This is a genomic window from Exiguobacterium sp. s132 (assembly GCF_018617235.1).
Lineage (GTDB): Bacteria > Bacillota > Bacilli > Exiguobacteriales > Exiguobacteriaceae > Exiguobacterium > Exiguobacterium profundum.
The window spans coordinates 1,287,292-1,310,669 of the sequence record NZ_JACSJU010000001.1; the positions used below are offsets into that span (position 1 = coordinate 1,287,292).

Annotated in this window: 20 protein-coding genes, 1 pseudogene and 1 riboswitch; of the genes and pseudogenes, 7 read left to right on the forward strand and 14 right to left on the reverse strand. The window is 47.4% G+C overall.

Translation table 11 applies throughout. The annotated features are described in order from the left end of the window. Positions 1 to 27: 27 nt before the first annotated feature. Positions 28 to 1,941, reverse strand: coding sequence for an N-acetylmuramoyl-L-alanine amidase family protein (locus KNO78_RS06585; RefSeq protein ID WP_214690700.1), 1,914 nt, complete (start codon positions 1,939 to 1,941; stop codon positions 28 to 30). 126 nt (positions 1,942 to 2,067) lie between these two features. After that, positions 2,068 to 2,847 (reverse strand): nucleotide pyrophosphohydrolase, encoded by a 780-nt coding sequence (locus KNO78_RS06590; RefSeq protein ID WP_214690699.1) that lies wholly within the window; start codon positions 2,845 to 2,847, stop codon positions 2,068 to 2,070. A gap of 79 nt (positions 2,848 to 2,926) precedes the next feature. Between KNO78_RS06590 and ytvI the strand changes: the two genes are divergently transcribed. Then, positions 2,927 to 4,060: a sporulation integral membrane protein YtvI gene (gene ytvI, locus KNO78_RS06595; protein WP_074036407.1), complete on the forward strand. Its 1,134-nt coding sequence runs from the start codon at positions 2,927 to 2,929 to the stop codon at positions 4,058 to 4,060. A gap of 10 nt (positions 4,061 to 4,070) precedes the next feature. On the opposite strand, the gene KNO78_RS06600 is transcribed toward ytvI, so the two are convergent. Then, positions 4,071 to 4,730, reverse strand: a complete 660-nt coding sequence (locus KNO78_RS06600) for a DUF429 domain-containing protein (RefSeq protein WP_147538496.1) — start codon at positions 4,728 to 4,730, stop codon at positions 4,071 to 4,073. 132 nt (positions 4,731 to 4,862) lie between these two features. Then, on the reverse strand, positions 4,863 to 6,305 hold the full coding sequence (locus KNO78_RS06605) for a leucyl aminopeptidase (protein ID WP_196430951.1): 1,443 nt from the start codon (positions 6,303 to 6,305) through the stop codon (positions 4,863 to 4,865). Positions 6,306 to 6,630: 325 nt separating this feature from the next. On the opposite strand from KNO78_RS06605, the gene ptsP reads away from it, so the two are divergent. Further along, complete coding sequence (ptsP, locus tag KNO78_RS06610; RefSeq protein ID WP_074036404.1) at positions 6,631 to 8,349, forward strand: phosphoenolpyruvate--protein phosphotransferase; 1,719 nt, start codon at positions 6,631 to 6,633, stop codon at positions 8,347 to 8,349. A 50-nt stretch (positions 8,350 to 8,399) separates the two neighbouring features. Here the strand turns inward: ptsP and KNO78_RS06615 are convergent, their stop codons facing one another. The 6 genes and pseudogenes from KNO78_RS06615 to KNO78_RS06640 form a co-directional block, all read right to left on the reverse strand. Then, a complete protein-coding gene (locus tag KNO78_RS06615; protein WP_214690698.1) occupies positions 8,400 to 9,233 on the reverse strand; it encodes an aldo/keto reductase in 834 nt (277 codons plus the stop codon). A 124-nt stretch (positions 9,234 to 9,357) separates the two neighbouring features. Further along, positions 9,358 to 11,397, reverse strand: a complete 2,040-nt coding sequence (gene ptsG, locus KNO78_RS06620) for a glucose-specific PTS transporter subunit IIBC (protein ID WP_074036401.1) — start codon at positions 11,395 to 11,397, stop codon at positions 9,358 to 9,360. Positions 11,398 to 11,534: 137 nt separating this feature from the next. Beyond that, positions 11,535 to 13,034, reverse strand: a pseudogene (gene ptsG, locus KNO78_RS06625) (glucose-specific PTS transporter subunit IIBC); the annotation flags it as partial. Positions 13,035 to 13,255: 221 nt separating this feature from the next. Further along, positions 13,256 to 14,101, reverse strand: a complete 846-nt coding sequence (gene glcT, locus KNO78_RS06630) for a glucose PTS transporter transcription antiterminator GlcT (RefSeq protein ID WP_012726818.1) — start codon at positions 14,099 to 14,101, stop codon at positions 13,256 to 13,258. 104 nt (positions 14,102 to 14,205) lie between these two features. Next, complete coding sequence (locus tag KNO78_RS06635) at positions 14,206 to 14,523, reverse strand: YuiB family protein (RefSeq protein ID WP_047795135.1); 318 nt, start codon at positions 14,521 to 14,523, stop codon at positions 14,206 to 14,208. 126 nt (positions 14,524 to 14,649) lie between these two features. Further along, the gene (locus tag KNO78_RS06640; protein WP_074033515.1) at positions 14,650 to 15,861 is read right to left on the reverse strand and encodes an NAD(P)/FAD-dependent oxidoreductase; all 1,212 of its coding nucleotides are present in this window, start codon (positions 15,859 to 15,861) and stop codon (positions 14,650 to 14,652) included. Between the two features lie 263 nt (positions 15,862 to 16,124). Here KNO78_RS06640 and KNO78_RS06645 point away from each other — a divergent pair, with 263 nt between their 5' ends. After that, positions 16,125 to 17,102: an NAD(P)/FAD-dependent oxidoreductase gene (locus tag KNO78_RS06645; RefSeq protein WP_012726821.1), complete on the forward strand. Its 978-nt coding sequence runs from the start codon at positions 16,125 to 16,127 to the stop codon at positions 17,100 to 17,102. A 41-nt stretch (positions 17,103 to 17,143) separates the two neighbouring features. Here the strand turns inward: KNO78_RS06645 and KNO78_RS06650 are convergent, their stop codons facing one another. Continuing rightward, the gene (locus KNO78_RS06650; protein WP_012726822.1) at positions 17,144 to 17,998 is read right to left on the reverse strand and encodes an NAD-dependent epimerase/dehydratase family protein; all 855 of its coding nucleotides are present in this window, start codon (positions 17,996 to 17,998) and stop codon (positions 17,144 to 17,146) included. Between the two features lie 127 nt (positions 17,999 to 18,125). On the opposite strand from KNO78_RS06650, the gene KNO78_RS06655 reads away from it, so the two are divergent. After that, positions 18,126 to 18,365: a hypothetical protein gene (locus KNO78_RS06655; protein WP_047795133.1), complete on the forward strand. Its 240-nt coding sequence runs from the start codon at positions 18,126 to 18,128 to the stop codon at positions 18,363 to 18,365. A 33-nt stretch (positions 18,366 to 18,398) separates the two neighbouring features. On the opposite strand, the gene KNO78_RS06660 is transcribed toward KNO78_RS06655, so the two are convergent. Then, on the reverse strand, positions 18,399 to 18,755 hold the full coding sequence (locus KNO78_RS06660) for a HesB/IscA family protein (RefSeq protein WP_074036395.1): 357 nt from the start codon (positions 18,753 to 18,755) through the stop codon (positions 18,399 to 18,401). A gap of 97 nt (positions 18,756 to 18,852) precedes the next feature. Further along, positions 18,853 to 18,995, forward strand: a riboswitch (FMN riboswitch). Positions 18,996 to 19,158: 163 nt separating this feature from the next. On the opposite strand from KNO78_RS06660, the gene KNO78_RS06665 reads away from it, so the two are divergent. Both KNO78_RS06665 and KNO78_RS06670 read left to right on the forward strand, forming a co-directional pair. Further along, positions 19,159 to 19,746: an ECF transporter S component gene (locus KNO78_RS06665; RefSeq protein ID WP_012726825.1), complete on the forward strand. Its 588-nt coding sequence runs from the start codon at positions 19,159 to 19,161 to the stop codon at positions 19,744 to 19,746. 69 nt (positions 19,747 to 19,815) lie between these two features. Then, positions 19,816 to 20,385, forward strand: a complete 570-nt coding sequence (locus KNO78_RS06670) for a nucleotidyltransferase family protein (protein WP_214690697.1) — start codon at positions 19,816 to 19,818, stop codon at positions 20,383 to 20,385. Positions 20,386 to 20,429: 44 nt separating this feature from the next. Here the strand turns inward: KNO78_RS06670 and KNO78_RS06675 are convergent, their stop codons facing one another. Next, the gene (locus tag KNO78_RS06675) at positions 20,430 to 21,641 is read right to left on the reverse strand and encodes a NupC/NupG family nucleoside CNT transporter (protein WP_074036391.1); all 1,212 of its coding nucleotides are present in this window, start codon (positions 21,639 to 21,641) and stop codon (positions 20,430 to 20,432) included. Between the two features lie 204 nt (positions 21,642 to 21,845). After that, positions 21,846 to 22,082: a YuzB family protein gene (locus KNO78_RS06680; protein ID WP_012726828.1), complete on the reverse strand. Its 237-nt coding sequence runs from the start codon at positions 22,080 to 22,082 to the stop codon at positions 21,846 to 21,848. Between the two features lie 98 nt (positions 22,083 to 22,180). Here KNO78_RS06680 and KNO78_RS06685 point away from each other — a divergent pair, with 98 nt between their 5' ends. After that, the gene (locus KNO78_RS06685) at positions 22,181 to 23,236 is read left to right on the forward strand and encodes an NAD(P)/FAD-dependent oxidoreductase (RefSeq protein WP_074036387.1); all 1,056 of its coding nucleotides are present in this window, start codon (positions 22,181 to 22,183) and stop codon (positions 23,234 to 23,236) included. Positions 23,237 to 23,378 lie beyond the last annotated feature (142 nt).

The following is a 23,378-nucleotide window of genomic DNA, read 5'->3' on the forward strand; positions in this document are numbered from 1 at the left end:
AGACAATCATGTCTGGGTTAATTCAAATCAATAATAAGTCTGAACATATTTGGCAATTCCTTCAGCCACACCTTCCGCCATTTGCTGACGAGACGTGTTACTTCGAAGGTAAGTCAAATCTGTTGGTGATGAGATAAATCCTAATTCGACGAGTGCAGATGGCATTGTATTATACGTAATAACGTAATAATTAGCTGTTTTCACTCCTCGGTTCGACATTCCACTCATTTTACCCGCCAAGTTGCTTTGAATGTTTGAAGCAAGGACACGACTTCGAGCGCTGTGCGCAGACTGAGAAGAATAGAACGTTTCTACCCCTTTCGCAGATGATGAACCGGCTGCGTTGACGTGCATACTTACAAACAAATCACCACGTAACGACTTCGCTGCAGCAACTCGCTGATCTAGAGTCAAATAGACATCAGTTGAACGAGTGAGACGTACATTGTAATCATATTTTGAGCGAAGATAAGCTTCTACACGTTTCGTTACATCGAGTACAATCGTTTTCTCATAGAGAGATCCATTAACTGCTCCTGGGTCTTTTCCACCGTGTCCTGGATCAAGGACGATGACTGTTCCAGTCGATGTGCTCGGCTTAGATGTCATCACGAATGCTGAAGAAATGAAAGCATCTTGTCCATTGAACTTGATTTTATGGAAACCATTGATTGTCCCATAATGTGAAACAGCTGTTCCGTGATTGAGTTGACCAACCACATTCGAATCAAGACTCGCTTTCGAACGAACGTTCAATACATCACCTGGTGTGTTGATGTATACCGTACCTTTTGGTGCAGCTTCCGGCGCTGCCGGGGCTTTCCCTTTCGTCAACCACGAACTCGCTGTGTAGTAGACTTTCGAGCCGATATGAACAGTCGACCAACTCGAATTGTACGATTTGTATGAAACAGCCGTGTATTTCGGAAGAACCATGAGGACTTCCGAACTCTGATGGGTTTTCCCAAACAAGTTTACTGTACGGTTTGCATACCCTTGCGTGAGTCCATCATCCGGTTTCGTTGTCGTCGGAGGCTCCGTTGGCGTTTTCGACGTAGAGATCCAAGCTGTCGGTGTGTAATAAGTTTCACTTCCGAGATATACAATCGACCAGCTCGAGTTGTATTTGCTCGAGAGGACAGCCGTGTTCACGGGGAGTACCTTCTTCACCGCCGAACGTTGATTCCGCTCAGCGAAGAGTTTCATCTCCCGGTTTGCATATCCGTCTTTTTTCTCTACACCACTGTCCAATGTGCCTGCTGTGATGCCCCAAGTCGGCGTATAATACGTCTCGTTCCCGATATAGACAATCGACCAACTTGAATTATATTTACTCGAGACGACAGCCGTATGTTTCGGAAGAACTTTCTGCACTTTCGAACGTTGGTTGCGTTCAGCGAACAACTTCAACTCACGGTTCGCGTAGCCGTTTGTCCGCTCCACATTCGACTCTGTCAGTTTCGGTGCGATGTAAGCTTTTGCGGCATAGTACGTCTTGCCATTTAGGTAGACTTTTGCCCAAGAAGAATTATGAACGGCATACTTCACTTCCGTCCCTTTCTTCAACGTAGCGACAATCTTCGCCGATCGATGAGACGTGACTCGTACGTTTAAGTTCGCAGTTGTCACACCAGTAGACGTTGCCGCCTGCGTCGTTAGCGAACTTGAAGTGGATGAAAGTTTCCGAATGTACTGGGCCGAGGCATAGTATGTACGATTGTTTACATACACTTTGTGCCAGGACTGATTATACGTTCCATACTTTACTTTCGTGCTTTTTGGTAATGTTTTCACTACCTTCCCACTCAGACTAGGGGATGTACGAATGTTCAAATTGACAGTCGTCTCTCCATCGTAAGTAGCAGCTTCAGCAGACGGAAGTTGCATACCAAACAAGAGGACCGTTAAGATGAGGGCAACTTTCAATAGTTTCATTTTCATCCAAAATATTCCTTTCTCATTGCGGCATTTCCTACTAACAACAATTTCATATTAGCATAATGCTTTTTTAAAAAAAGTAAATATTTGAAAAAAAGATGAATGTTTTTGATAAAAAGGTAAATGTTTTTATTTGACCGGTCGGATGATCAGAAACGTCTCCGCACCGTAACGTTCGATGGCGACAGTAAAACCTTCTTTAATCGAAGGATTCTCTGTAACAATCAATCCATCTCGTTTCTGTTGAATTACAAATCCGTCCAATCCTTCAATCGCTGCAATGCGACAAAAACGCTCGATATGTTGTTCTCGTTCTATATATCGGTCGAATCGCTCAAACGATTTAACTGGGACTCCACCCCAATAGCGACCTGGCTGATGTGATAAATAAGTACGCACCGATGTCTCCGTAATCGGATCCGGCGTATGATCAAATCGTCCAAAGTCCCGGGCCGACTTCTCTTCGATGAGGGCAAAGAGTGAATCGAACAGATTGAGATGGTAAGACTCTCCAAGAGACAAAACGGCACGTTGCAATTGCTCGATATGATGCTGTAGTGATTGACCTTTACGGTTCGGTTTTAACTTCTTATCGCCTTCATAAGCGTTCAAAATCCGCGCCACTTCCCCTGCCTCTTCAACAATTTGAAAATACAGCTTCTCTTTCGATTCTCCTCCCTCCGCCTCTGGTTGTTGCAATGCAATCGCATACTGGTTTGCCAGACACGTGGAGATCACTAGTACATCAAGTAACTCCTCTTTCAACTCATCCCGCGCCTCTCTCCTTAACGCGCCACCTACTTCTCCTACCTCTTCTAACAATCGTGCTAGCCCGGATAAAGGTCTCCAGTAACCACCTAAATGAAGAATCATCGTATCGATTTTCTGTTGAACTTCTCTCACGTTCATTCACCTATCTTTCTGCTTTATTTACCGCTTACATGATATACTATGCTCAACCTAGTTGTCCGGAAAGGGTGGGTTCCACATGTCGTCGGCAAGACTTTGGCAATTGCTTCGATTCATTCTCGTCGTAATCGGTTTCTTTTTAATCACTTGGCTATTGAATATACTTTTCGAATATACATATCCGTTCGTATTTGCCTTGCTCTTGTCCTTGATGACCGTCCCGCTCGTCAACTTTTTCGAGCGAAAATCAAATATGCCTCGTGCACTCGGCACTCTCATTTCCTTGATCATCGTGCTTAGCATCGTCGTCGGAATCATCACCATCGTCATCATCCAATTGATTCATTATGCAACGGTGGCAGCGGAACGACTCCCTGAACAAATTGAGACACTCACCGAGTTTATCCAACGACTGTTCAATGAGAAAATCGCACCGCTCGTCAATGATGCATACGAGAGCTATCAGCAGTTAAATCCCGGACAGACGACCTCGCTCGAGGGAGGAATCACCGAGCTCGGTGTCCAACTCGCCTCAGCGATTGGTGTCTTGTCCCGCGGAGTGGCCAGTGTGCTACAAAACATGTTAGCGGCGCTCCCGCTCGTCTTGTTGCTCGTGGTCGTCATTGTCCTCGCCTGGTTCTTCATCACAAAGGATTGGCCATCATACGTCAACTCACTGAATCGTCTGAACAAACGAAAAGGATTCAAAGAATTCGAGGAAGTGATGATCAACCTCAAGTCTGCCCTATTTGGATACGTCCGTGCCCAGTTCACGCTCATCTCCATCACATTCGGGATCGTCTTGATCGGGATGCTCATCCTCCGTGTTGACAACCCGCTCTCTTTCGCTTTACTCGCGGGGTTCTTTGACCTTTTGCCTTATTTAGGGGTCGGTACGCTACTTATTCCTTGGGCCGCCTATGCCGCGGTGACAGGTGATTGGTTCGTGGCCATCGGATTGGTCGTGTTGTATATCATCGTCATCGTCCAACGCAACTTGGCTGAACCGAAAATTGTCGGTTCCCATATCGGATTGAATCCACTGGTCGCACTCATCTCCATCTTCGTTGGATTAAAGCTATTCGGTGTACTCGGCTTTATCGTCGGGCCCGTACTCGCCGTCCTGTTGAAAGCCGTATACAATGCCAAAGTGTTTCATTACATATGGCGATTTATCGTCGGTCCGCCTACGACGACAGCAAAAGAGCGATGAAATGTTGATTTCATCGCTCTTTTTTCATTTGAGGTACAGCCACTACGGGTTGATCGGATGTCGCCGGCTGGAGCGAGAGACCACTTGTCCCCGCTTCATAGGCAGCTACCGCCAAGATGCACGCATCGATAATATCGTCGATTTGGACGTTCGACATTTTCCATTTCCATGGAGAACTTTTCGAGTATTGCCGAAGTAACTCGATTCGCTCATCCTGCCCTTCGACCGTCTTTTTCGAATGACTCGCCTCATGCCCCATCATGACTGAAAAACAAACTTCCGGATGTGATTCGTAAACGTCAGATGCCTTCACCTGCTGAAACTCACGGATACGGGGAACAAGATTCCACGCTTGTTTACTAATTCCTTTGCCAACCAACGCCCGACTCCTTTCATTCGCTTCCTCATAAGTCGCTTCTTGCAACACCTCTTGAATCGGCGGAGTGAAGACGGAGGACTTTCGTTGGCTGAGTCGGCAACGCATCCACGCATCGCATTCGCGGCTCGGATGGTCGACCGTTCCTAAATCTTTCGGCATATCCACAAAATGCATGGCACCATCAATCAGCAACTCCTCCAACGTCTCCGAAATCGTTAAACAAAGTGAGATGCTATCATATGTGATCCGTACCCAACCGCCACGTGCACCATCAATTCCTACTCCTACCATGTCGTACCTCCTGTAACATCATCAACACGCCAAATACGGCGAGAAACACTGTACTCCCTAACCAAATACGGTTCGGCCACACCGTGTAGCATAAGCCACACAGAATCGCCAAACCGATTACTCCAGCTGCTCTTACCGCTCCCACGATTCAATCATCCGTGCGAGGGTTCGAACCATGACACCAGTCGGCCCCTTCGGACCGAGGTCATTCGCTGCCGCTCGTTCGCTCGTTCCCGCAATATCGAGATGCAGCCATGGTGTATCGCCGACAAACTCACCGACAAATGCGCCACCAAAAATCATATGGCCGAAACGACCTGGTGAGTTATTCAAGTCGGCAACTTCCGATTTTCTCACCTTGTCGATGAAGACATCAAAGTATGGCATCTGCCACACGAGCTCGTTCGTCTCACGGCTCGCCGCTTCAAGCGAGCGATAGAGTGAATCATCATTTGTCAGACAGCCTGTCACGTCTGTACCGAGGGCGACAAGAACGCCACCTGTGAGCGTAGCTACATCAATGATAGCTTTTGGTTCATACGTTTTCGCAAATGTGACCGCATCCGCTAGGACGAGGCGTCCTTCAGCGTCTGTGTTCAAGACTTCAATCGTCTTCCCGTTCATGGCTGTGATCACATCATCCGGTTTGAACGCATCCCCAGAAATCATATTGTCGGTCGCACCGATGATGCCAATCACGTTCCGTTTTGGTCGTGTCAATCCGAGGGTTTCGAACAATCCGAGGACGGTAGCAGCGCCACCCATGTCCCCTTTCATTCCGACGATTCCATCTTTTGGCTTGATTGAATAGCCACCTGTGTCGAATGTGACACCCTTTCCGACAACGGCAATCGGAGCTTCTTCCTCTGCCCCGCGATACTCGAGCACAATCAATTTTGGCGGAATCGTCGAACCTTGGTTCACTGCGAGTAGCGCGCCCATCCCGAGTCCTTCCATCTCTTCTTTTTCAAGAATGCGGTATTTGAAATCATGACGTTTCGCCAACTCAACCGCGTAATCCGCTAACGTCTCCGCCGTCAAAATATTGGCCGGCATCATCGTCAACGTTCGAGCGACATTGACTCCTTTCCCATAAGCCACACCCGCATCGATATCCGTCTGGTCCACGTCACCGAGCAACGTGATTGTCGGTTCTTCGACCGTTTCATTTGGAGCAGACTTATATGTAGGATGGGCATAGGTCGCCATTTCATACGCTTCTGTAAACATACGCGCCGCTCCGTCCGTAAACGTATCAAGCGCTACCGCGACGTCCTTCAGTCCACGTGCTTTGATCAGCTTCGCGACTTTCCCGAACCAATTCCGAACATTCTCGGTCGTCATGTCATTTCGTTGACCAAGTCCGACAAATAAAACACGGGTCGTCTCCCCGGCGAATGTCGGAAGGATTGTCACTTCCCCCGTCTTCGTAGAGAGGTCTCCTGATTGAATAAGCGCTTTGACGCGTCCAGCAAACAATGTGTCGAGCCCCTCATCGATAGAATCAGCCGCTCCAATTCCGACGACGATTGTCTCGTAAGAATCGGTCCAATTTAATTGAGCAATTTGATACATATTGCCACTTCCCTTCTATATATATGGTAAGCATAACGAACTTCTCCAAAATAATGAAATAGTATGCGTAAGAGTCAAGAAATCTTCGAATTCATGGGCTATCTCCTCGTTGTGACGTTGTTTTATTTTATGATAGGATAAGAAAGTACGCAATCGGGCTTCTCTTCATCGTGAAGTGAGGCCAATTTGACTGGTCGAGGCTTCCCCTAGTCGTAGACCGTTGCTACTTTAACTTTCTCCGTTCTCGTTAATTCTTTTTTCTTTTCGGGTATGAAGTAACGAGGCAGGAAAGTACACTATTTCTTTGAAAAGAGGGACTACGCTTATGTCACACATTAAAGGTATTGGTGCATCTGCAGGAATTGCAGTTGCAAAAGCATTCGTCATGGAGACACCTTCATTCGATATCCCATCACACAAGATTGAAGATGTCGCTGCAGAAAAGGCTCGCTTCCACGATGCGATCGCACAATCTAAAACGGAGCTTGAAGCCATTCGCGAACATACACTTCGTGAGCTCGGTCCAGACAAAGCCGAGATTTTCTCAGCTCACCTTTTAATCGTTGAGGACCCAGAAATCGTATCGCAAGTGAACGACAAAATTGAAAGCGAAAACATGAACGCAGCGAAGGCACTTGACGAAGTCGCCCAAACGATGATCATGATTTTCGAATCAATGGATAACGAATACATGCGCGAACGTGCAGCTGATGTTCGTGACGTCACAAAACGTGTCATGGCTCACATTCTCGGAGTGACATTCGTGACTCCAGCTTCGATTTCAGAAGAAGTCATCATCATTGCCGAAGATTTGACACCATCAGACACGGCACAACTTAACCGTAAATACGTCAAAGGATTCGCGACGAACATCGGCGGACGTACGTCTCACTCTGCCATCATGTCACGCTCACTTGAAATTCCGGCAGTAGTTGGAACAAAAGTTGCCCTTGAAGAAATCAAAAACGGTGACCTCGTCATCATCGACGGAACAGAAGGTGACGTCTTCGTCAACCCTTCAGAAGATCTCGTCAAAGAATACGAAGGCAAACGTGCTGATTTTGAAGCGTACAAAGAAGAGTTGAAGCAACTCGTCAACGAAGAGTCAATCACAGCGGACGGTCACAAAGTGAAGCTTGCTGCGAACATCGGGACACCGAACGACCTCGAAGGCGTTTTGAAAAACGGTTCAGATGCAATCGGGCTCTATCGTACGGAGTTCCTATATATGGACTCTGAAACGTTCCCGACTGAAGAAGAGCAATACACAGCTTACAAAACGGTTCTTGAAGGCATGGAAGGCAAGCAAGTCGTCATCCGTACACTCGACATCGGTGGCGACAAAGAGTTGTCATACCTTGACCTCCCGAAAGAAATGAACCCGTTCCTCGGCTATCGTGCCATCCGCCTTTGCCTTGAGGAAACAGATTTGTTCCGCACACAACTTCGTGCCCTTCTCCGTGCCTCAGCTCACGGTAACCTTGCAATCATGTTCCCAATGATTGCGACACTCGAAGAGTTCCGCGCGGCGAAAGCCCTTCTTCTCGAAGAAGAAGCGAAGTTGAAAGAAGAAGGAATCGAAGTCGGAAAATATGAGACAGGGATGATGGTTGAAATCCCATCAACCGCTGTCATGGCGAAGCAATTCGCAAAAGAAGTCGACTTCTTCTCAGTCGGAACGAACGACTTGATTCAATACACGATGGCGGCTGACCGGATGAACGAAAAAGTTTCTTACTTGTACCAACCGTTCAACCCTGCCATCTTGAACCTTCTCCACAATGTCATCACTGAAGCACACAAAGCTGGCAAATGGGTCGGCATGTGTGGAGAGATGGCTGGAGAAGAACTCGCGATTCCAATCCTTCTCGGTCTTGGTCTCGACGAATTCTCGATGTCCGCTTCAAGCGTCCTTCGTGCGCGTAGCCTCGTGAAACGCTTGACGAAGTCGGAAACAGAAGCAATCGTCAACGAAGTCCTCAACATGGACACAGCTGAAGAAGTCGTGAACTTCCTTAGCGAAAAGTTCGACATTAAGAAATAATGGCAAAAGTCCTTCTCTCGCTCGAGAGAAGGACTTTTTTATATACTGCATTAGAAATCAAAATCGTCTGGGTCCGGACCGACACGTTGATATCGGTCGAGTGAGTCGATTCGTTCCATTTGATCTTTGGTCAATTCAAAGTCATGAACATCGAAGTTTTCTGCGATTCGATGTGGTTTGATGGATTTTGGAATAATCACCCATCCCGTTTGGAGATGCCACCGTAACAACACCTGGGCGACGGAACGATCGACTTCTTTTGCGACCTCTACTAAAGTCTGCTCTTCGAACAACCCTCCCTGCATAAGCGGTGCCCAAGCGACCGGTACGATGCCGTGCTCGCTCATATACGATGCTAACTCGGTTTGACGAAGCAACGGATGCCGTTCAACTTGGTTCACGGCTGGAACGAGGTCACTGTTTGCAGCCAATGTCTCGAGGTGATGGATTTGGAAGTTACTCACCCCGACTGCCCCGACACGTCCCTCTCGATACAACGTTTCGAGGGCACGCCAACTCTCGACCATCTTGTCTTCCACCGGCCAATGAATCAAATACAAATCTAACTGTTCCAATCCAAGACGAACGAGTGACGCCTCGTAGGCGGAGATGGCAGCATCGTAACCTTGATCGGCGTTCCATAGTTTCGATGTGATAAATAAATCTTCCCGGGAAATATTTGCGATTTCCATTCCTTTTCGGATTCCGTCACCGACCCCCTCTTCATTCTCATAAACGGCTGCCGTATCGATATGACGGTATCCTTGACGAATCGCCTCGACGACTGCATCCATGACTGTATCCCCATCTTCAACTTTGAAGACGCCAAGTCCAATAGTAGGAATGGCTTTCTGACCGTGATTCAATTGTATGGATTGTTTCATTTGTACCCCTTCTTTCGTGAGAATTCTCCTTCACTATAAGGGGGATTCTCCTTTTCCGGAATAAGGCACATTGAAGTAACTACACAAATCGAGCCGCCCCATGATAGGAGCGGCTCGTAATCATTTATTCTGGTCCTCTGTCATCGGCTCTAAAGTCGAGCGCTTCACCCGCGACGACAGTCTCACCGAATGGTACGACGACGACTTTTCCGTCCCCGTTCGTCCAAATGATTGGTGTAATCAGTGACGGCACTTTATCACGAATCGCGCTGAGGTCGACTTCGAGAAGGACGTCTCCCGCTTCGACCCGGGCGCCTTCTTCGACTCTCGCTGTGAATCCTTCCCCTTTCAGGTTGACCGTATCGAGACCGACGTGGATCAATAGTTCACGTCCATCGTCAGCCAAAATGCCAATCGCATGTTTCGTCGGGAAGAATGTCGTGATTTGACCGGTCACCGGCGAAACGACCTGTCCGGAACTTGGTTCAATCGCAAACCCTTCTCCCATCATGCGACCCGAGAAGACTTGATCCGGCACATCATCAAGTGATAACAGGACACCAGACATCGGAGCCAAGAAGCGATGATCGGCTTGTTCAGCCGCTTCCGGTGTAATGACTGCCTTCTCTACTTTTTCTTTCGGTTTGTATTCGCCACCTTCGATGATGGTCGCGATTTGTGATTTGAGCGTGTCCGATTTTGGTCCGAAGATGGCTTGGATATTGTCTCCTACTTCAAGGACACCAGCGGCACCGAGCGTTTTTAGAAGGTCTTTGTCAACTTGTTTCACGTCATTGACGGTGACACGAAGTCGCGTGATACATGCATCTAAATGTTTAATGTTTTCAGGACCACCGAGTCCGACGAGCACTTCATATGGCAAGTCGTCCCCAATCCCCGCTTTGTCCCCTTTCGTGCCAGTCTGCACGTCACGTCCAGGAATTTTCAGATCAAACTTCGTAATAGCGAATCGGAATCCAAAGTAGTAGATGACCGCAAAGACGAGACCAACCGGGATGACGAGCCACCAGGCCGTCCGGTTCGGCAGGACCCCGAAGAGCAGATAGTCAATGAGACCACCAGAGAAGGTCATCCCAATCTTGACGTTCAGTAAATGCATCGTCATGAAGGAGAGACCGGCAAAGACGGCGTGAATTCCGAAGAGAAGTGGTGCAACGAAAACGAATGAGAATTCGACTGGTTCTGTGATCCCTGTCAAGAATGACGTAAGGGCAGCCGAGAAATAGAGACCCTCGACGTCTTTCCGCCGTTCTTTCGGAACCGTGTGGAACATGGCGAGACAGGCTGCTGGTAAGCCGAACATCATGAACGGGAATTTCCCGGTCATGTACGTACCGGCTGTGAATTCCACGCCGTCACGCAGTTGTGCGAAGAAGATCCGCTGGTCACCTTGTACGAGATCACCTGCTTGGTTCGTATACTCCCCGAATTGGAACCAGAATGGAGAATACCAAATATGGTGAAGACCGAACGGAATCAAGGAACGTTCTACTAATCCAAAGATGAATGCTGATAAGGCAACGTTTGCCTCGATGACCGTACTTGAGAACGTGTTGATCGCATTCCCAATCGGTGGCCATATATATGCGAGCGCAATCCCGATAATCAAACTGAATGCGGCCGTCGCAATCGGGACGAACCGCTTCCCTGCAAAGAACCCTAAGAAATCTGGCAACTTGATGTTGAAATACTTGTTGTACGCATAGGCTGCAACAAGACCTGCGATAATCCCCCCGAATACCCCCATTTGGAGTGTCGGAATACCGAGAACGGTGGCATACTGCGGATCACCTTGAGCGATTTCCGCGGTAATCCCATTCCATGTGCTAATGACTTTGTTCATGATCAAATAACCGACAATGGCTGCTAGACCAGCAACCCCGTCCCCGTTCGCCAGGCCGATCGCGACCCCGACGGCAAACAGTAACCCTAAGTTTGCGAAGACGATGTCCCCGGCATCTGTCATGACTTGCCAAATCAGGACAAGTGAGTCATTCGCCAGAAACGGGAGCAATTCAACGAGGTCCGGGTTTTGGAATGCGGTACCAAACGCCAAGAGAAGACCGGCTGCCGGTAAGATTGCAACCGGAAGCATGAGTGCTTTCCCGACCCGTTGTAAAACGCCAAACACTTTCTTCCACATCATGGTTCCCTCCTTTGTCAGAATACTTACTTTTTCCCTCTAACGTTTGGATGAAACCGTTTCACATAAAAAGAAAAGACCAACCCCGAAGGATTGGTCTAGGTCATCAATTAGTTAGCTTTCTTTTCGTTACCTGAAGCGATGACCGCTTGGATTTCTGATTTCAATGCGTCCGAACGTGGTCCGAAGATTGCTTGAATGTTGTTACCAACTTCAAGGACACCAGATGCACCAAGGCGTTTCAACTCATCTTTGTTGACTTGGTTCTTATCTTTTACTTCGACACGAAGACGTGTGATACATGCATCGAGGTGCTTGATGTTTTGTGAGCCACCAAGACCGACGAGGATATCTTGTGCAAGTTCCGAACCAGTAGCTGTTGACTGTTCAACAACTTCATCTTCACGACCTGGTGTTTTAAGGTTGAATTTGCGGATAACGAAACGGAATCCGAAGTAGTAAACAACCGCGAACACGAGACCGACTGGAATAACGAGCCACCAAGCCGTACGACCTGGAAGAACACCGAAGAGCAAGAAGTCGATCAAACCACCCGAGAACGTCATCCCGATTTTCACGTTCAAGATGTGCATTGTCATGAATGAAAGACCTGCGAATACCGCGTGTACTGCGAAGAGAAGTGGTGCTACGAACAAGAATGAGAACTCGATTGGTTCTGTGATACCAGTCAAGAACGATGTAAGGGCAGCAGAAGCCAAGAGACCACCGACAACCGCTTTACGCTCAGGACGTGCTTCGTGATACATTGCGAGTGCTGCTGCAGGAAGACCGAACATCATGAACGGGAATTTACCAGTCATGAACGTACCTGCTGTCAATTCAGCGCCATCACGAATTTGTGCGAAGAAGATCGCTTGGTCACCACGTACAACATTACCCGCTGCATCTGTGTATGAACCGAATTCAAACCAGAACGGTGAGTAGAAGATGTGGTGAAGACCGAATGGAATCAATGAACGTTCGATTAAACCGAAGATGAACGCTGCGAATGTACGGTTTTCATTCAACATGAAGTTTGAGAATGAGTTCAATCCGTGCTGAACTGGTGGCCATACTAATAGTAGGACGAAACCAGCAACGACGGCTGCAACTGCCGTTACGATTGGAACGAAACGTTTACCAGCGAAGAAACCAAGGAACTGTGGCAATTCGATATTGAAGTACTTGTTATAGGCCCATGCGGCGATGAGACCCATGATAATCCCTCCGAATACCCCTGTTTGGAGTGTTGGGATACCGAGTACGTTCGCGTAAGCTGGATCACCTTGTGCCAATACTTCAGGTGTGAGTTCGAGCCAAACACCCATGACTTTGTTCATGATCAAGAATCCAACGATTGCTGCAAGTCCGGCTACCCCGTCACCTGCTAAACCGATGGCGACACCGACTGCGAACAAGAGCGCCAAGTTCGAGAAGATGATTCCACCTGCTTGCTCCATCAATTGAGCGAATTTCACGACGCCTTCGTTCGTTAACCAACCAGCGCGTGATGTAAGTTGTGGGTTTTGCATTGCGTTACCGAATGCAAGAAGAAGACCGGCTGCCGGCAAGATCGCAACAGGAAGCATAAGTGCTTTACCGACTTTTTGAAGAACACCAAAGATCTGCTTAAACATCAACATTTCCTCCTTTTTTTAAGTACGTATAAACAATATGATAGCGGCGTAGATGTCAGACAACCGACGTATCTAAACGTTTTCATAAATCACGTTTATAAAAACAGAAAAGGCATGAATAAGGATAGAACGTAGACCTCTCCCAATGGAGACATCACATAACGTTCCACTCCTTACTCATGCCTGATCGAATCAGTAACACGTAAGACACGTGGTATCATTTATCTACTTGTTAGGCGCTGGAGATGCATCGTCAAATATGTCGCTTCACCTCGTGGGACGGGACGCTTTAATTCGCGTTCCATGATGCCCATCAGCTCCCAAGCAGTACTATAGCATAGCGGATATTCGTCGCGCAACACCTTTTCAATTTTTTGTGGTGCCTCGACCGTCTCACCTGTCGCGACCCGCTCAACGGCGTACCTTAAGTGCCGAAGTAAGCGCTTATAATCGAGTGATGTCCGGTCCATTTTCACGTTCAAACGACTCTCAATCGTCTGAACAATTTGCCCGATGATTTGATTATGACGGTTGACCTCGAGGACGTTTTTGAACGTCGTCGCCGAGTGAATATGAAGGGCGATAAACCCTGTTTCCGCATCCGGGAGCAAAACGTTCAATCGTTCATGGAACATATCGACAATCCGTTCCGCGAGCGCAAACTCGTTTGGGTAGAGTGATTCCGTCTCGAGTAAAAACGGATTCGTCACTTCCATCCCTTGTTCGATTCGCTTCATCGTGAAGAACAAGTGATCGGTCAAACCGATATGGATGTGCTCATCGACTTTCTTGCCCGTACTCGTCTCAATAAAGCCAACAATCTCTTGCATGAATGCAATGAAGTCCTCGTCGACATGTTTGACGAGTTCCTGATATTGTGATTGCTCTTCTTTATCTGTCAGTTGATACACTTTCTCCGGGACGCTGGCCGGGTCGACGAGGTCGCCTGGTTTTTTGCCAAAGCCAATCCCCTTCCCGAGTAGAATGACTTCCGGATCCGTATCATGTTGACAAATGACAACGCTATTATTCAACACTTTTTTGATCGTATACATCGGTAATGTCATTCGCATCGCATCCCTTACTAAAAATCGTTTCGCTATCTAGTATATCGGTTCATGCCCTAAAAAAGTAGGGACAAAACAAAAAAGGCGAACATTTCTGTCGCCAATTAAAACATTGAATAACCGCTCTTTCGTAAGAAACGAATCGTCACACCAGCTAGAATTGCACCGAGCAATCCAAAGCCGAGCATGAATAAATCGAGAAGTTGCAACCCGACGAGTCCTTCATAGACACTCGTAAGCGCGGTCGATGTCTCGGTCACGTAACTCGAAAGTTTGACATTATCAATCATCATGATGACAAAAATCGGATAAATGAACACAAGTGTCCATGTCTTTTTAAGTAACATATTCAAGATGAAGCCGATACTGAAAAAAATCGTCATATATAAAACGGCTCCAATGACTGCTTGGATAATATGCATGTATTGCCCCCCTTGTCCGCTCTTCATTATACAAAATTTCGACCAACGAGGTCAAAGAACTTCCTATGACAATTTCGAAAGAAAAACAGCCCGTTCTGAGATAGAACGAGCCGTGCAATCATGAAATTAGAACTTCCCTTTTTTAAGGACGAGTCCGTACTTTTTCAATTCGATGAAGTGTTTGTTGTCGATGACTTTTTTCATGAACGAAGCGTTGCGACCGAAGATCTTCTTGCCCATCACGATTCCGATTCCATCGTTATGTCCGAGTGAAGCGACCGTTCCCTTGCTCTCGTAAGTGAACTTCGATGTCGATTTTCCATTGATGAGCGCCGCAATGTTTTTCGCAACGTTATGTGCTTGTTGTGTCGCGATTTGTGCCGTCGGTGGGTATGGACGGTTCGATGCAGGATCCATGACCGCTGAGCAGTCACCGATGATGAAGACGTTGTCGTGACCTGGTGCACGGTTGTCCGCTTCCACCATGACACGGTTACGGACCGCTTCAAATCCTGATTTTTCGATGATCGGGCTACCACTTACGCCACCTGTCCAGATGATCGTGTTGGCACGAATCGTTTCTGTCGTGTCACCTTGAAGTGGACCGAATGTCACCACACCTGGCTCGACACCTTTGATTCCGTTACCAAGTTTCATCTCGACACCGTTACGTTCCAACCATTTCTGTGCGTACGTTGTGAGTTCTGGGTCGAAACCAGGAAGAACTGTTGGTGCTGCTTCAATGTTAACGATGCGAACCGCTTCGCGTGGAACGTCATATTGTTTGCAAAGCTCTGGAATCCGGTTGACGATTTCACCGAGGAATTCGATTCCTGTGAATCCAGCACCACCGACAACGATCGTCACGAACGAATTGTCAGAAGAACCATTTGTTTTATATTGAGCGAATGAATATTCGATGTGCTCTTTGATTTTACGAACACTGTTCAACGAGCTGATTGTCATCGCATTTTCTTTCAAGCCTGGGATACCGAACGTTTCAGGTACACCACCGAGACCGATGACGACATAGTCGTATTCGACAACTGAACCATCTTCGAGTGTAACTTGTTTCGCAGCAGTATCGACGCGATCGACGATCCCTTTGACAAGTTTCACACGTGACGGGTTCACAATATCGTTAATGTAGATGCGTGCTTGGTCTGGGTTCATCGTTCCAGCAGCTGGTTCGTGAAGCCATGTCGTTTGGTAGTGATAATCATGCTTGTTGATAAGCGTAATGTTCGCATCACCTGCAGCGAGTGTCTTTTGAAGGTTGACGGCTGTGATGAGTCCACCGAAGCCCGCACCAAGAATAACAATGTTAGGTCGTTTCATGTTCATTTCCACCTTGTTTAAAATTTTGTTTTTTTGAACAACTATGTTGTGTGTTTCTTCACATAGACGTTCACAATAAAGCCTATTCTTGTTCAACATCTGTTCACAATTGCTTCTGTTTTATTGTACGCTCTTTAATTTGAATTCTCAATGGAAAAGCTTATCTTCTTGAATTTTTTTTGAAAGTGTTGCATGTTTGTACTGAATGGATTTAATTCAATAAACTCTCTATAATAGATGTATACGCTTTGAGGAGGAATTCGATGAAGACGACGAAAGATGTAATCATCATCGGTGGCGGCCCAGTCGGACTGTTCACCGCATTTTATGCAGGCATGCGCCAACTCGATACGACGTTGATTGAAAGCTTACCGCAACTCGGTGGTCAGTTATCAACGCTCTATCCTGAAAAATATATTTATGATATTGCCGGTTTCCCGAAAGTGAAAGCACAGGACTTGATTGATCAACTAAAAGCTCAGGCCGATCAATTCGAACAAGACTACCGCCTCGGCGAAACGGTGGAAACGGTCGAACGCCTCGAGGACGGCACTTTCGTATTGACGACGAACAAAGAAGAGTATCATACGAAAGCCATCATCATCACAGCCGGAAACGGTGCCTTCTCAGCCCGCCCACTCGGTCTTGATGGCTGCGAAGATTATGCCAACCTTCATTACTTTGTTGACAACATGGAGAAATTCCGTGATCGCCGTGTCATGATTGCCGGCGGTGGCGATTCAGCCGTCGACTGGGCACTCATGCTTGAAGGAATCGCAAAAGAAGTACACATCGTTCACCGTCGTGACCGCTTCCGTGCTCATGAACATACGGTAGAACAGATGAAGGCATCGACGATTAACGTCCTTACGCCTTACAACATCGAGTCACTGTCTGGTGAGACACACATCGAATCTGTCGAATTGACAGATAAGGATGGCGAATCAAAAATCGTTGAAATCGATGATTTGATTTGTAACTACGGATTCGTTTCATCGCTCGGTCCAATCAAGAACTGGGGAATGGAATTCGAGAAAAACACAATCCGTGTCGATTCACGTATGGAAACGACCGTTGCCGGCATCTTCGCTTGCGGTGATATCGCGACATACGAAGGGAAAGTAAAATTGATTGCGACCGGTTTCGGTGAAGCCCCAATCGCCATCAACCAAGTGAAACAGCTCGTGGATCCGACAGCTCGTCATCCGCAACACTCGACATCTGTATTTGCTGGGAAATAACCAAAAAACGCTTCTGTGGACCACATCCACAGAAGCGTTTTTTATCTTTTCATCGTTTGGACGATGACCCGGTCAATCCAGTCATCGAGTTGCGTAAACACAAATCCCGCCTTCTTCGCCTCAGCAATCGACATATAATAGTCGACATCCGAATCATACGGCGACGAGTCTCCATCTTTTATAATATGGACGGGTTTTCCGACGTGTTGACCGATTCGCTCCATCAAGGCCCCCATCGAGATGAGTCCATCACTCGCCGCATTGAACGGTCCTGTCACATTGGCACGTCCGACCCATTCTAAGAAGGCGGCCGCTTCCGCACTCGAGATGAAGCCCATCTTTGCTTCCGGGTGATGCAAGACAACCGGTTCCTCGTTCCGGATTGCATCTACATAAAACTTCAATCGGTCTGTATAGTCATCCGGACCTAACACGATCGGTAATCGTACGGTCGCCACCGGGAAAGAGGCGCGATGGAAGAAGAATGATTCCGCCTCGCGTTTCCCTTGTCCGTAGTCATGTTCGGATTCAAGATGATATTCGTAATGGAGCGGATTGAAGTCGCTCTCTTTTAAATCAGGACCAGGCGCGTAGACCGACATCGTCGACGTGAGCACATATTTCCCGACTTTGTCCATGAACGCATCCGAGGCGATTTTTGCCTGATACGGAGTAAAACAAATGTTGTCATAGACGAGGTCGTACCGTTCGCGGGCCAAGTCTTTCATCGTCGCGACCGATTGCCGGTCTCCTTTGACAGACCGAATCCCTTCAGCTTCCGGCACCTGTAGTTGCCCTCTCGTCACAATCGTCACATCATCCCCTGCTTCAGCAAGTCGCAATGCGAGCCGTTTTCCGAAATAGCGTGACCCTCCGAATATCAATACTTTTCTCATGACCCTGAATCCTCCCATTTGTAATGACGTCCCTACTCATTTTCCCTTCAAAGAAACAGACTAATCTACCACTTTTACACGTATTCTTGCTATTCTAATAAGTAAAGACTTGTTAGGGGGCTCGAATATGCACCAAATCATGTTAGAAAAAGGATGGACGTATGAACTACCACCACAGTATGCAATCTATCAGAGCTTATCTGATTTCAGTCGTTACTCTGTCCTCGACCAAGAGGAAGAGAGTGTCTGCTCATTCCGCATCACGAATGACACGTGTACAATCACAGGCTTTCGGCCTTGGCAACATCACATCGAACTCGACGTAACTGCAAAAGTCATTCGGTTGATTTTGACAGAAGAAGAATAAGAACCGATCGCACTCGCGATCGGTTCTTATTCTTTAGCATTCTCCTGGCGTACCTGCATTCGTCGCTGTCCGGAAACTCGAACCGCAACCGCATGTTGCAATCGCATTTGGGTTTTTAATTGTGAAACCGCCACCGAGCATCGACTGCTTGTAATCAATCTCGAGGCCATCAACAACCCCATGATCCACTTCCGCAACGATGACGCGGACACCATGATGGTCGAATTGAATGTCTTTGTCCGTCTTCTCCTCGTCGAAGCCCATCCCGTATGAAAGTCCTGTACATCCGCCACCTTGTACCTTCACTCGCAAGTATTGCGCATCCGGGCGTTCCGTCTGTTTCATCATCTCTAGCACTTGAAGTGCGGCTGACTCTGTTAAATGAATCATCTGAACTCCTCCTCATATATCTTCAATTCAAGTCAATTGACTTGTCATCTTGTGGATTATCTTGTATAACTAAACTGTAACAAAAAAAATTAAATCGTTCCATCTTCGGGGCAGGGTGAAATTCCCGACCGGCGGTATTGAAGAATATATTCTTCTCAGCCCGTGAGCGAGCAAGGCGTTGCTTGCTGATTTCGTGAGATTCGAAAGCCGACAGTATAGTCTGGATGGGAGAAGATGGCGGCATCCGACCGATATCCGGATGTTTTCTTTGACGTGGACTTTTCCACCTCGGAAAACATCTCTTTCGTATGCGCGTAAACTCTCCCGATTGTCTTCATTGCAATCGGGTTTTTATATGCGACGGATGCCATTCATCGAGGAGCGACCTAAAGGAGAGATTCTGATGAAAACTACGCGCAACAAACGACTGACAACAATGGTGACTTTGGCGATGCTCGGGACGATCTCGTTCGTACTCATGCTATTCAACTTTCCGCTCCCATTTTTACCGCCATTCCTTAAAGTGGACTTTAGTGACATTCCTGCACTCATTGCCGGAATCGTCTTTTCCCCACTCGCAGGAGTCGTGGTCGTCGGTTTGAAAAACGTCTTGTACTACGTCTTTAACGGTGGCGGCGTTCCAGTCGGGGAAGTCGCAAACTTCTTCGCAGGTGTCGCATTCATGTACCCAGTTGCCTGGTTCTACCATAAGCGCAAGTCAAACAAAGCACTCGCTTCTGGATTACTTGCCGGTACAATCACAATGGCTCTTAGCCTCGCCATCTTAAACTATCTCGTCATCTTGCCAGCCTACGCCTTCTTCTTCGGAATGGCAGACATGGCCGACCCGGCGGTGAAAACGGATCTTGTCCTTTACGGGATCTTACCGTTCAACTTGATTAAAGCGATCTTGATCAGCGCGCTCTTCGTCCCACTCTTCTTGAAATTGAAGCCGTGGATCGAACGTCAACGCGTACAACTTCAAGCATAATCAATATACGAGCATCTAGGCGTTGCCTAGGTGCTTTTTTTAACCATATTGTAAGGAGGGGCATTCATTATGACAGACGAACAGGATTTGGTTCATTTTCTAAAACAAGACGCCGAGCTCATAAAGCTTCTCCACGCCGTCGCCAACCTCGATTTACCGGATTGTTGGATTTGTGCGGGATATATTCGTTCAAAAGTCTGGGACCACCTTCACGGATACGAAACATCGACTAAAACAGATGATGTAGATGTGATTTATTTCGACCCAAACCAACCAGAGGAAGCAGTCGAAAAACAACTCGAAGAGCGATTATTCCGCCTCATCCCCGATGTACCTTGGTCTGTCAAAAATCAAGCGAGAATGCATCACGTCAACAACCTTCCACCCTATGCTTCATCGGTCGATGCGTTGGCACATTTTCCTGAGACCGTCACCGCGATCGGGGTACGTCTTCAATCGGATGGTTCCCTCATCCTCGCTGCCCCACACGGCATTCACGACTTGATCAACATGCACGTTATACCGACACCACCCTTTGATTCGAACTCTTCAAAGTATCCCATCTATCTGGAGCGGTTGCAGCAAAAGAACTGGTCCGCCAAGTGGCCAAACATCACCATACATACATCCTTCTCATAATAAAAAAACGCGACCACCGAAGTGATCGCGTTTTCTTATACCGATTAAAGAAGAAGTCCAGCCAATGTAGCTGACATCAAGTTTGCAAGCGTACCTGCAAGAATCGCGAGAACACCCATGCGTGCGATGTCACCACGACGGTTTGGCGCCATACCACCAAGACCACCAAGAAGGATTGCGAGTGACGAGATGTTTGCGAAACCACAAAGTGCGAATGCGATCATCGCTTCTGTACGAGCTGACAAATCACCAGAACCGATGATTGGAGCAAACTCAGAGAAAGCAACGAATTCGTTCAAGACTAGTTTTTGACCGAGGAAGCTACCGAATTGTACAGCATCCGCCCATGGTACACCAATCACGAATGCAAGTGGCGCGAAGACGTAACCGAGAATCAATTCGAGTGACAAGCTATCAAATCCGAAGAGTCCACCAACTGAACCGAGGATCAAGTTGACAAGCGCAATCAATGAAACGAATGCAAGAAGCATCGCACCGACGTTCAAGGCAAGGAAGAGACCGTCAGAAGCACCACGTGCCGCTGCATCGACGAAGTTCGCCGCTCTGTCTTCTTCATCTTCTACAATCTCGATGTCGTCATCGTACTCTTCTGTTTCTGGTACGATGATTTTCGCGAATAAAAGACCTGCTGGCGCTGCCATGAAGCTCGCTGCGAGCAAGTATTCGAGCGGTACACCGAGTGCTGCATAACCTGCAAGTACAGATCCGGCAACCGATGCGAGTCCACCGACCATGACTGCGAAGAGCTCAGACTGTGTCATTGTAGGAAGGTACGGCTTGATGACAAGCGGTGCTTCCGTTTGACCGACGAAAATGTTCGCTGTTGCTGAAAGTGACTCTTTACGTGACGTACCAAGTGCTTTCGCAAGGGCAGTACCGAGGATACGGATGACCCACTGCATGACGCCGAGGTAGTAAAGCAATGCGATTAATGATGACATGAAGATGATAATCGGAAGGACTTGGAATGCGAAAACGAAGTTGTCGCCACCGACTGCTGTTCCGAATACGAAGGCAATCCCGTCACCCGCTGTGTTCAAGACAGCTTGAACCCCATTTGAGATCCATTCAAGCGCCTTACGTCCCCATGCCGTATATAAGACGAGGAATGCAAATGCGAATTGAACAGCGAACGCTGCCAAGACCGTGCGCCATTTGATGGCTTTACGGTTGGTAGAGAAGATGTAAGCGATTGCAATTAGTGCCAAAATACCAACCACACTCATGATTTTCATTGATGTTGTGCTCCTTTCATATTAAACAAAACCAATTATATGTGTCATACCCGAAAAGAGATGTGTCCTACCGTTTGAAACGCTTTCTTTTTATCGTTGTTAAACGTCAGACAACCTACATTCGAACCTCTTAGAATATAACATCCCTCTTTTTAAAATGCAACGGGTGAAATAAAAAAGTTTGAGGTCATTTCCTCAAACTTTTTACCATGCCATCTCTTCGATTTTTTCATACACCTTCGTCACGAGCTCTTCTGGTGTTTCACCCGTCACCACTTCCCCGTCTACGAGGCAAAAGAGATCAAGGGAACAGACACCACAATAGCCTGTACAGCCATATTCGACCACATCAAGATCAGGGTCGGACTCTAATTTAGCCCGGGCAATTTGTGAGCCCATCGCCAAATTCGAAGCACAAAATTCGATGATCGGATTCATCATATATGTCACCGTCTTTCTTTACGTGAATTATCGGAAAATGGTTCTTCTACGGCAGATTATAACATGATACAGTTGAAGAGTAACAAAGGGGGATTATTATGCGCAAATTAGTCGTCTTAGGAGGCGGTTACGGGGGAATGCGTGTGATTGAGAGAGTACTTGGACATCAGTTACAAGACATCTCGGTCACGCTCGTCGATCGCTTGCCTTATCATGGATTGAAAACTGAGTATTACGCACTGGCCGCAGGAACGGTCTCGGACCGCGATATTCGCATCGACTTTCCGGATGAAATCGATTACATATACGGACAGGTCACGGACATCGACACCGAAGACAAAATGGTTCTGCTCGCGAGTGGAGAAAAAGTGCCCTACGACGACCTCGTCATCGGATTAGGATGCGAAGACAAATACCACAACGTTCAAGGAGCAGCCGAATTCACGTACAGTATTCAAACACTGGAAGAGTCACGTAAGACACAACAAGCGATCAACGGTCTGCGACCAGGTTCGGTCGTTTCTGTCGTCGGTGCCGGTCTATCTGGTGTCGAACTCGCCAGCGAACTTCGTGAGAGCCGGCCTGATTTGACGGTCCGTTTATTCGACCGCGGACCATCCGTTCTATCTTTCTTATCTAATCGTGTCTCGATGTACGTACAATCTTGGTTCGAGGAGCACGGCGTCGAAGTCATCAATAATGCGAACATCACACGTGTCGATGCTGACGGATTATGGAACCATGAAGACTTATTCCCATCTGATCTGACCGTATGGACGGCCGGGATTCAACCGGTCGCCGTTGTACGGAATCAAGGTTGGGAGCTCGATGGAGGCGGACGTGTCAAATTGACGGAACATCACTTTGTTCCTGGACTGCCGGACGTGTTTGTCGTTGGTGACAATGCGAGCTTACCGTACGCACCGTCCGGACAACTTGCCGAAGCCCAAGCCGAACAGATCGTTCAAGTCTTGCTTTGCAAATGGAAAGGTATCAATTATCCAGAATTACCCGACATCAAACTGAAAGGGACGCTCGGTTCCCTCGGGAAGAAGGCTGGCTTTGGGGTGTTTATGGGGAAACAATCACTCACCGGGAAAGTAGCCCGACTATTAAAGTCCGGTATCCTTTGGAAACATAAAGTCATTAAATGAATACATTGCGAACGAGCCTCTGGCTGGTTCGCTTTTTTAATTTGTTCATCTGTTATTTCTATTCATTTTTCTAACGATTGAGTCAAAAGTCTTGTATCTGAATCCCCTGTATCCTTATCTAAATATTCAGATATTTAATGCC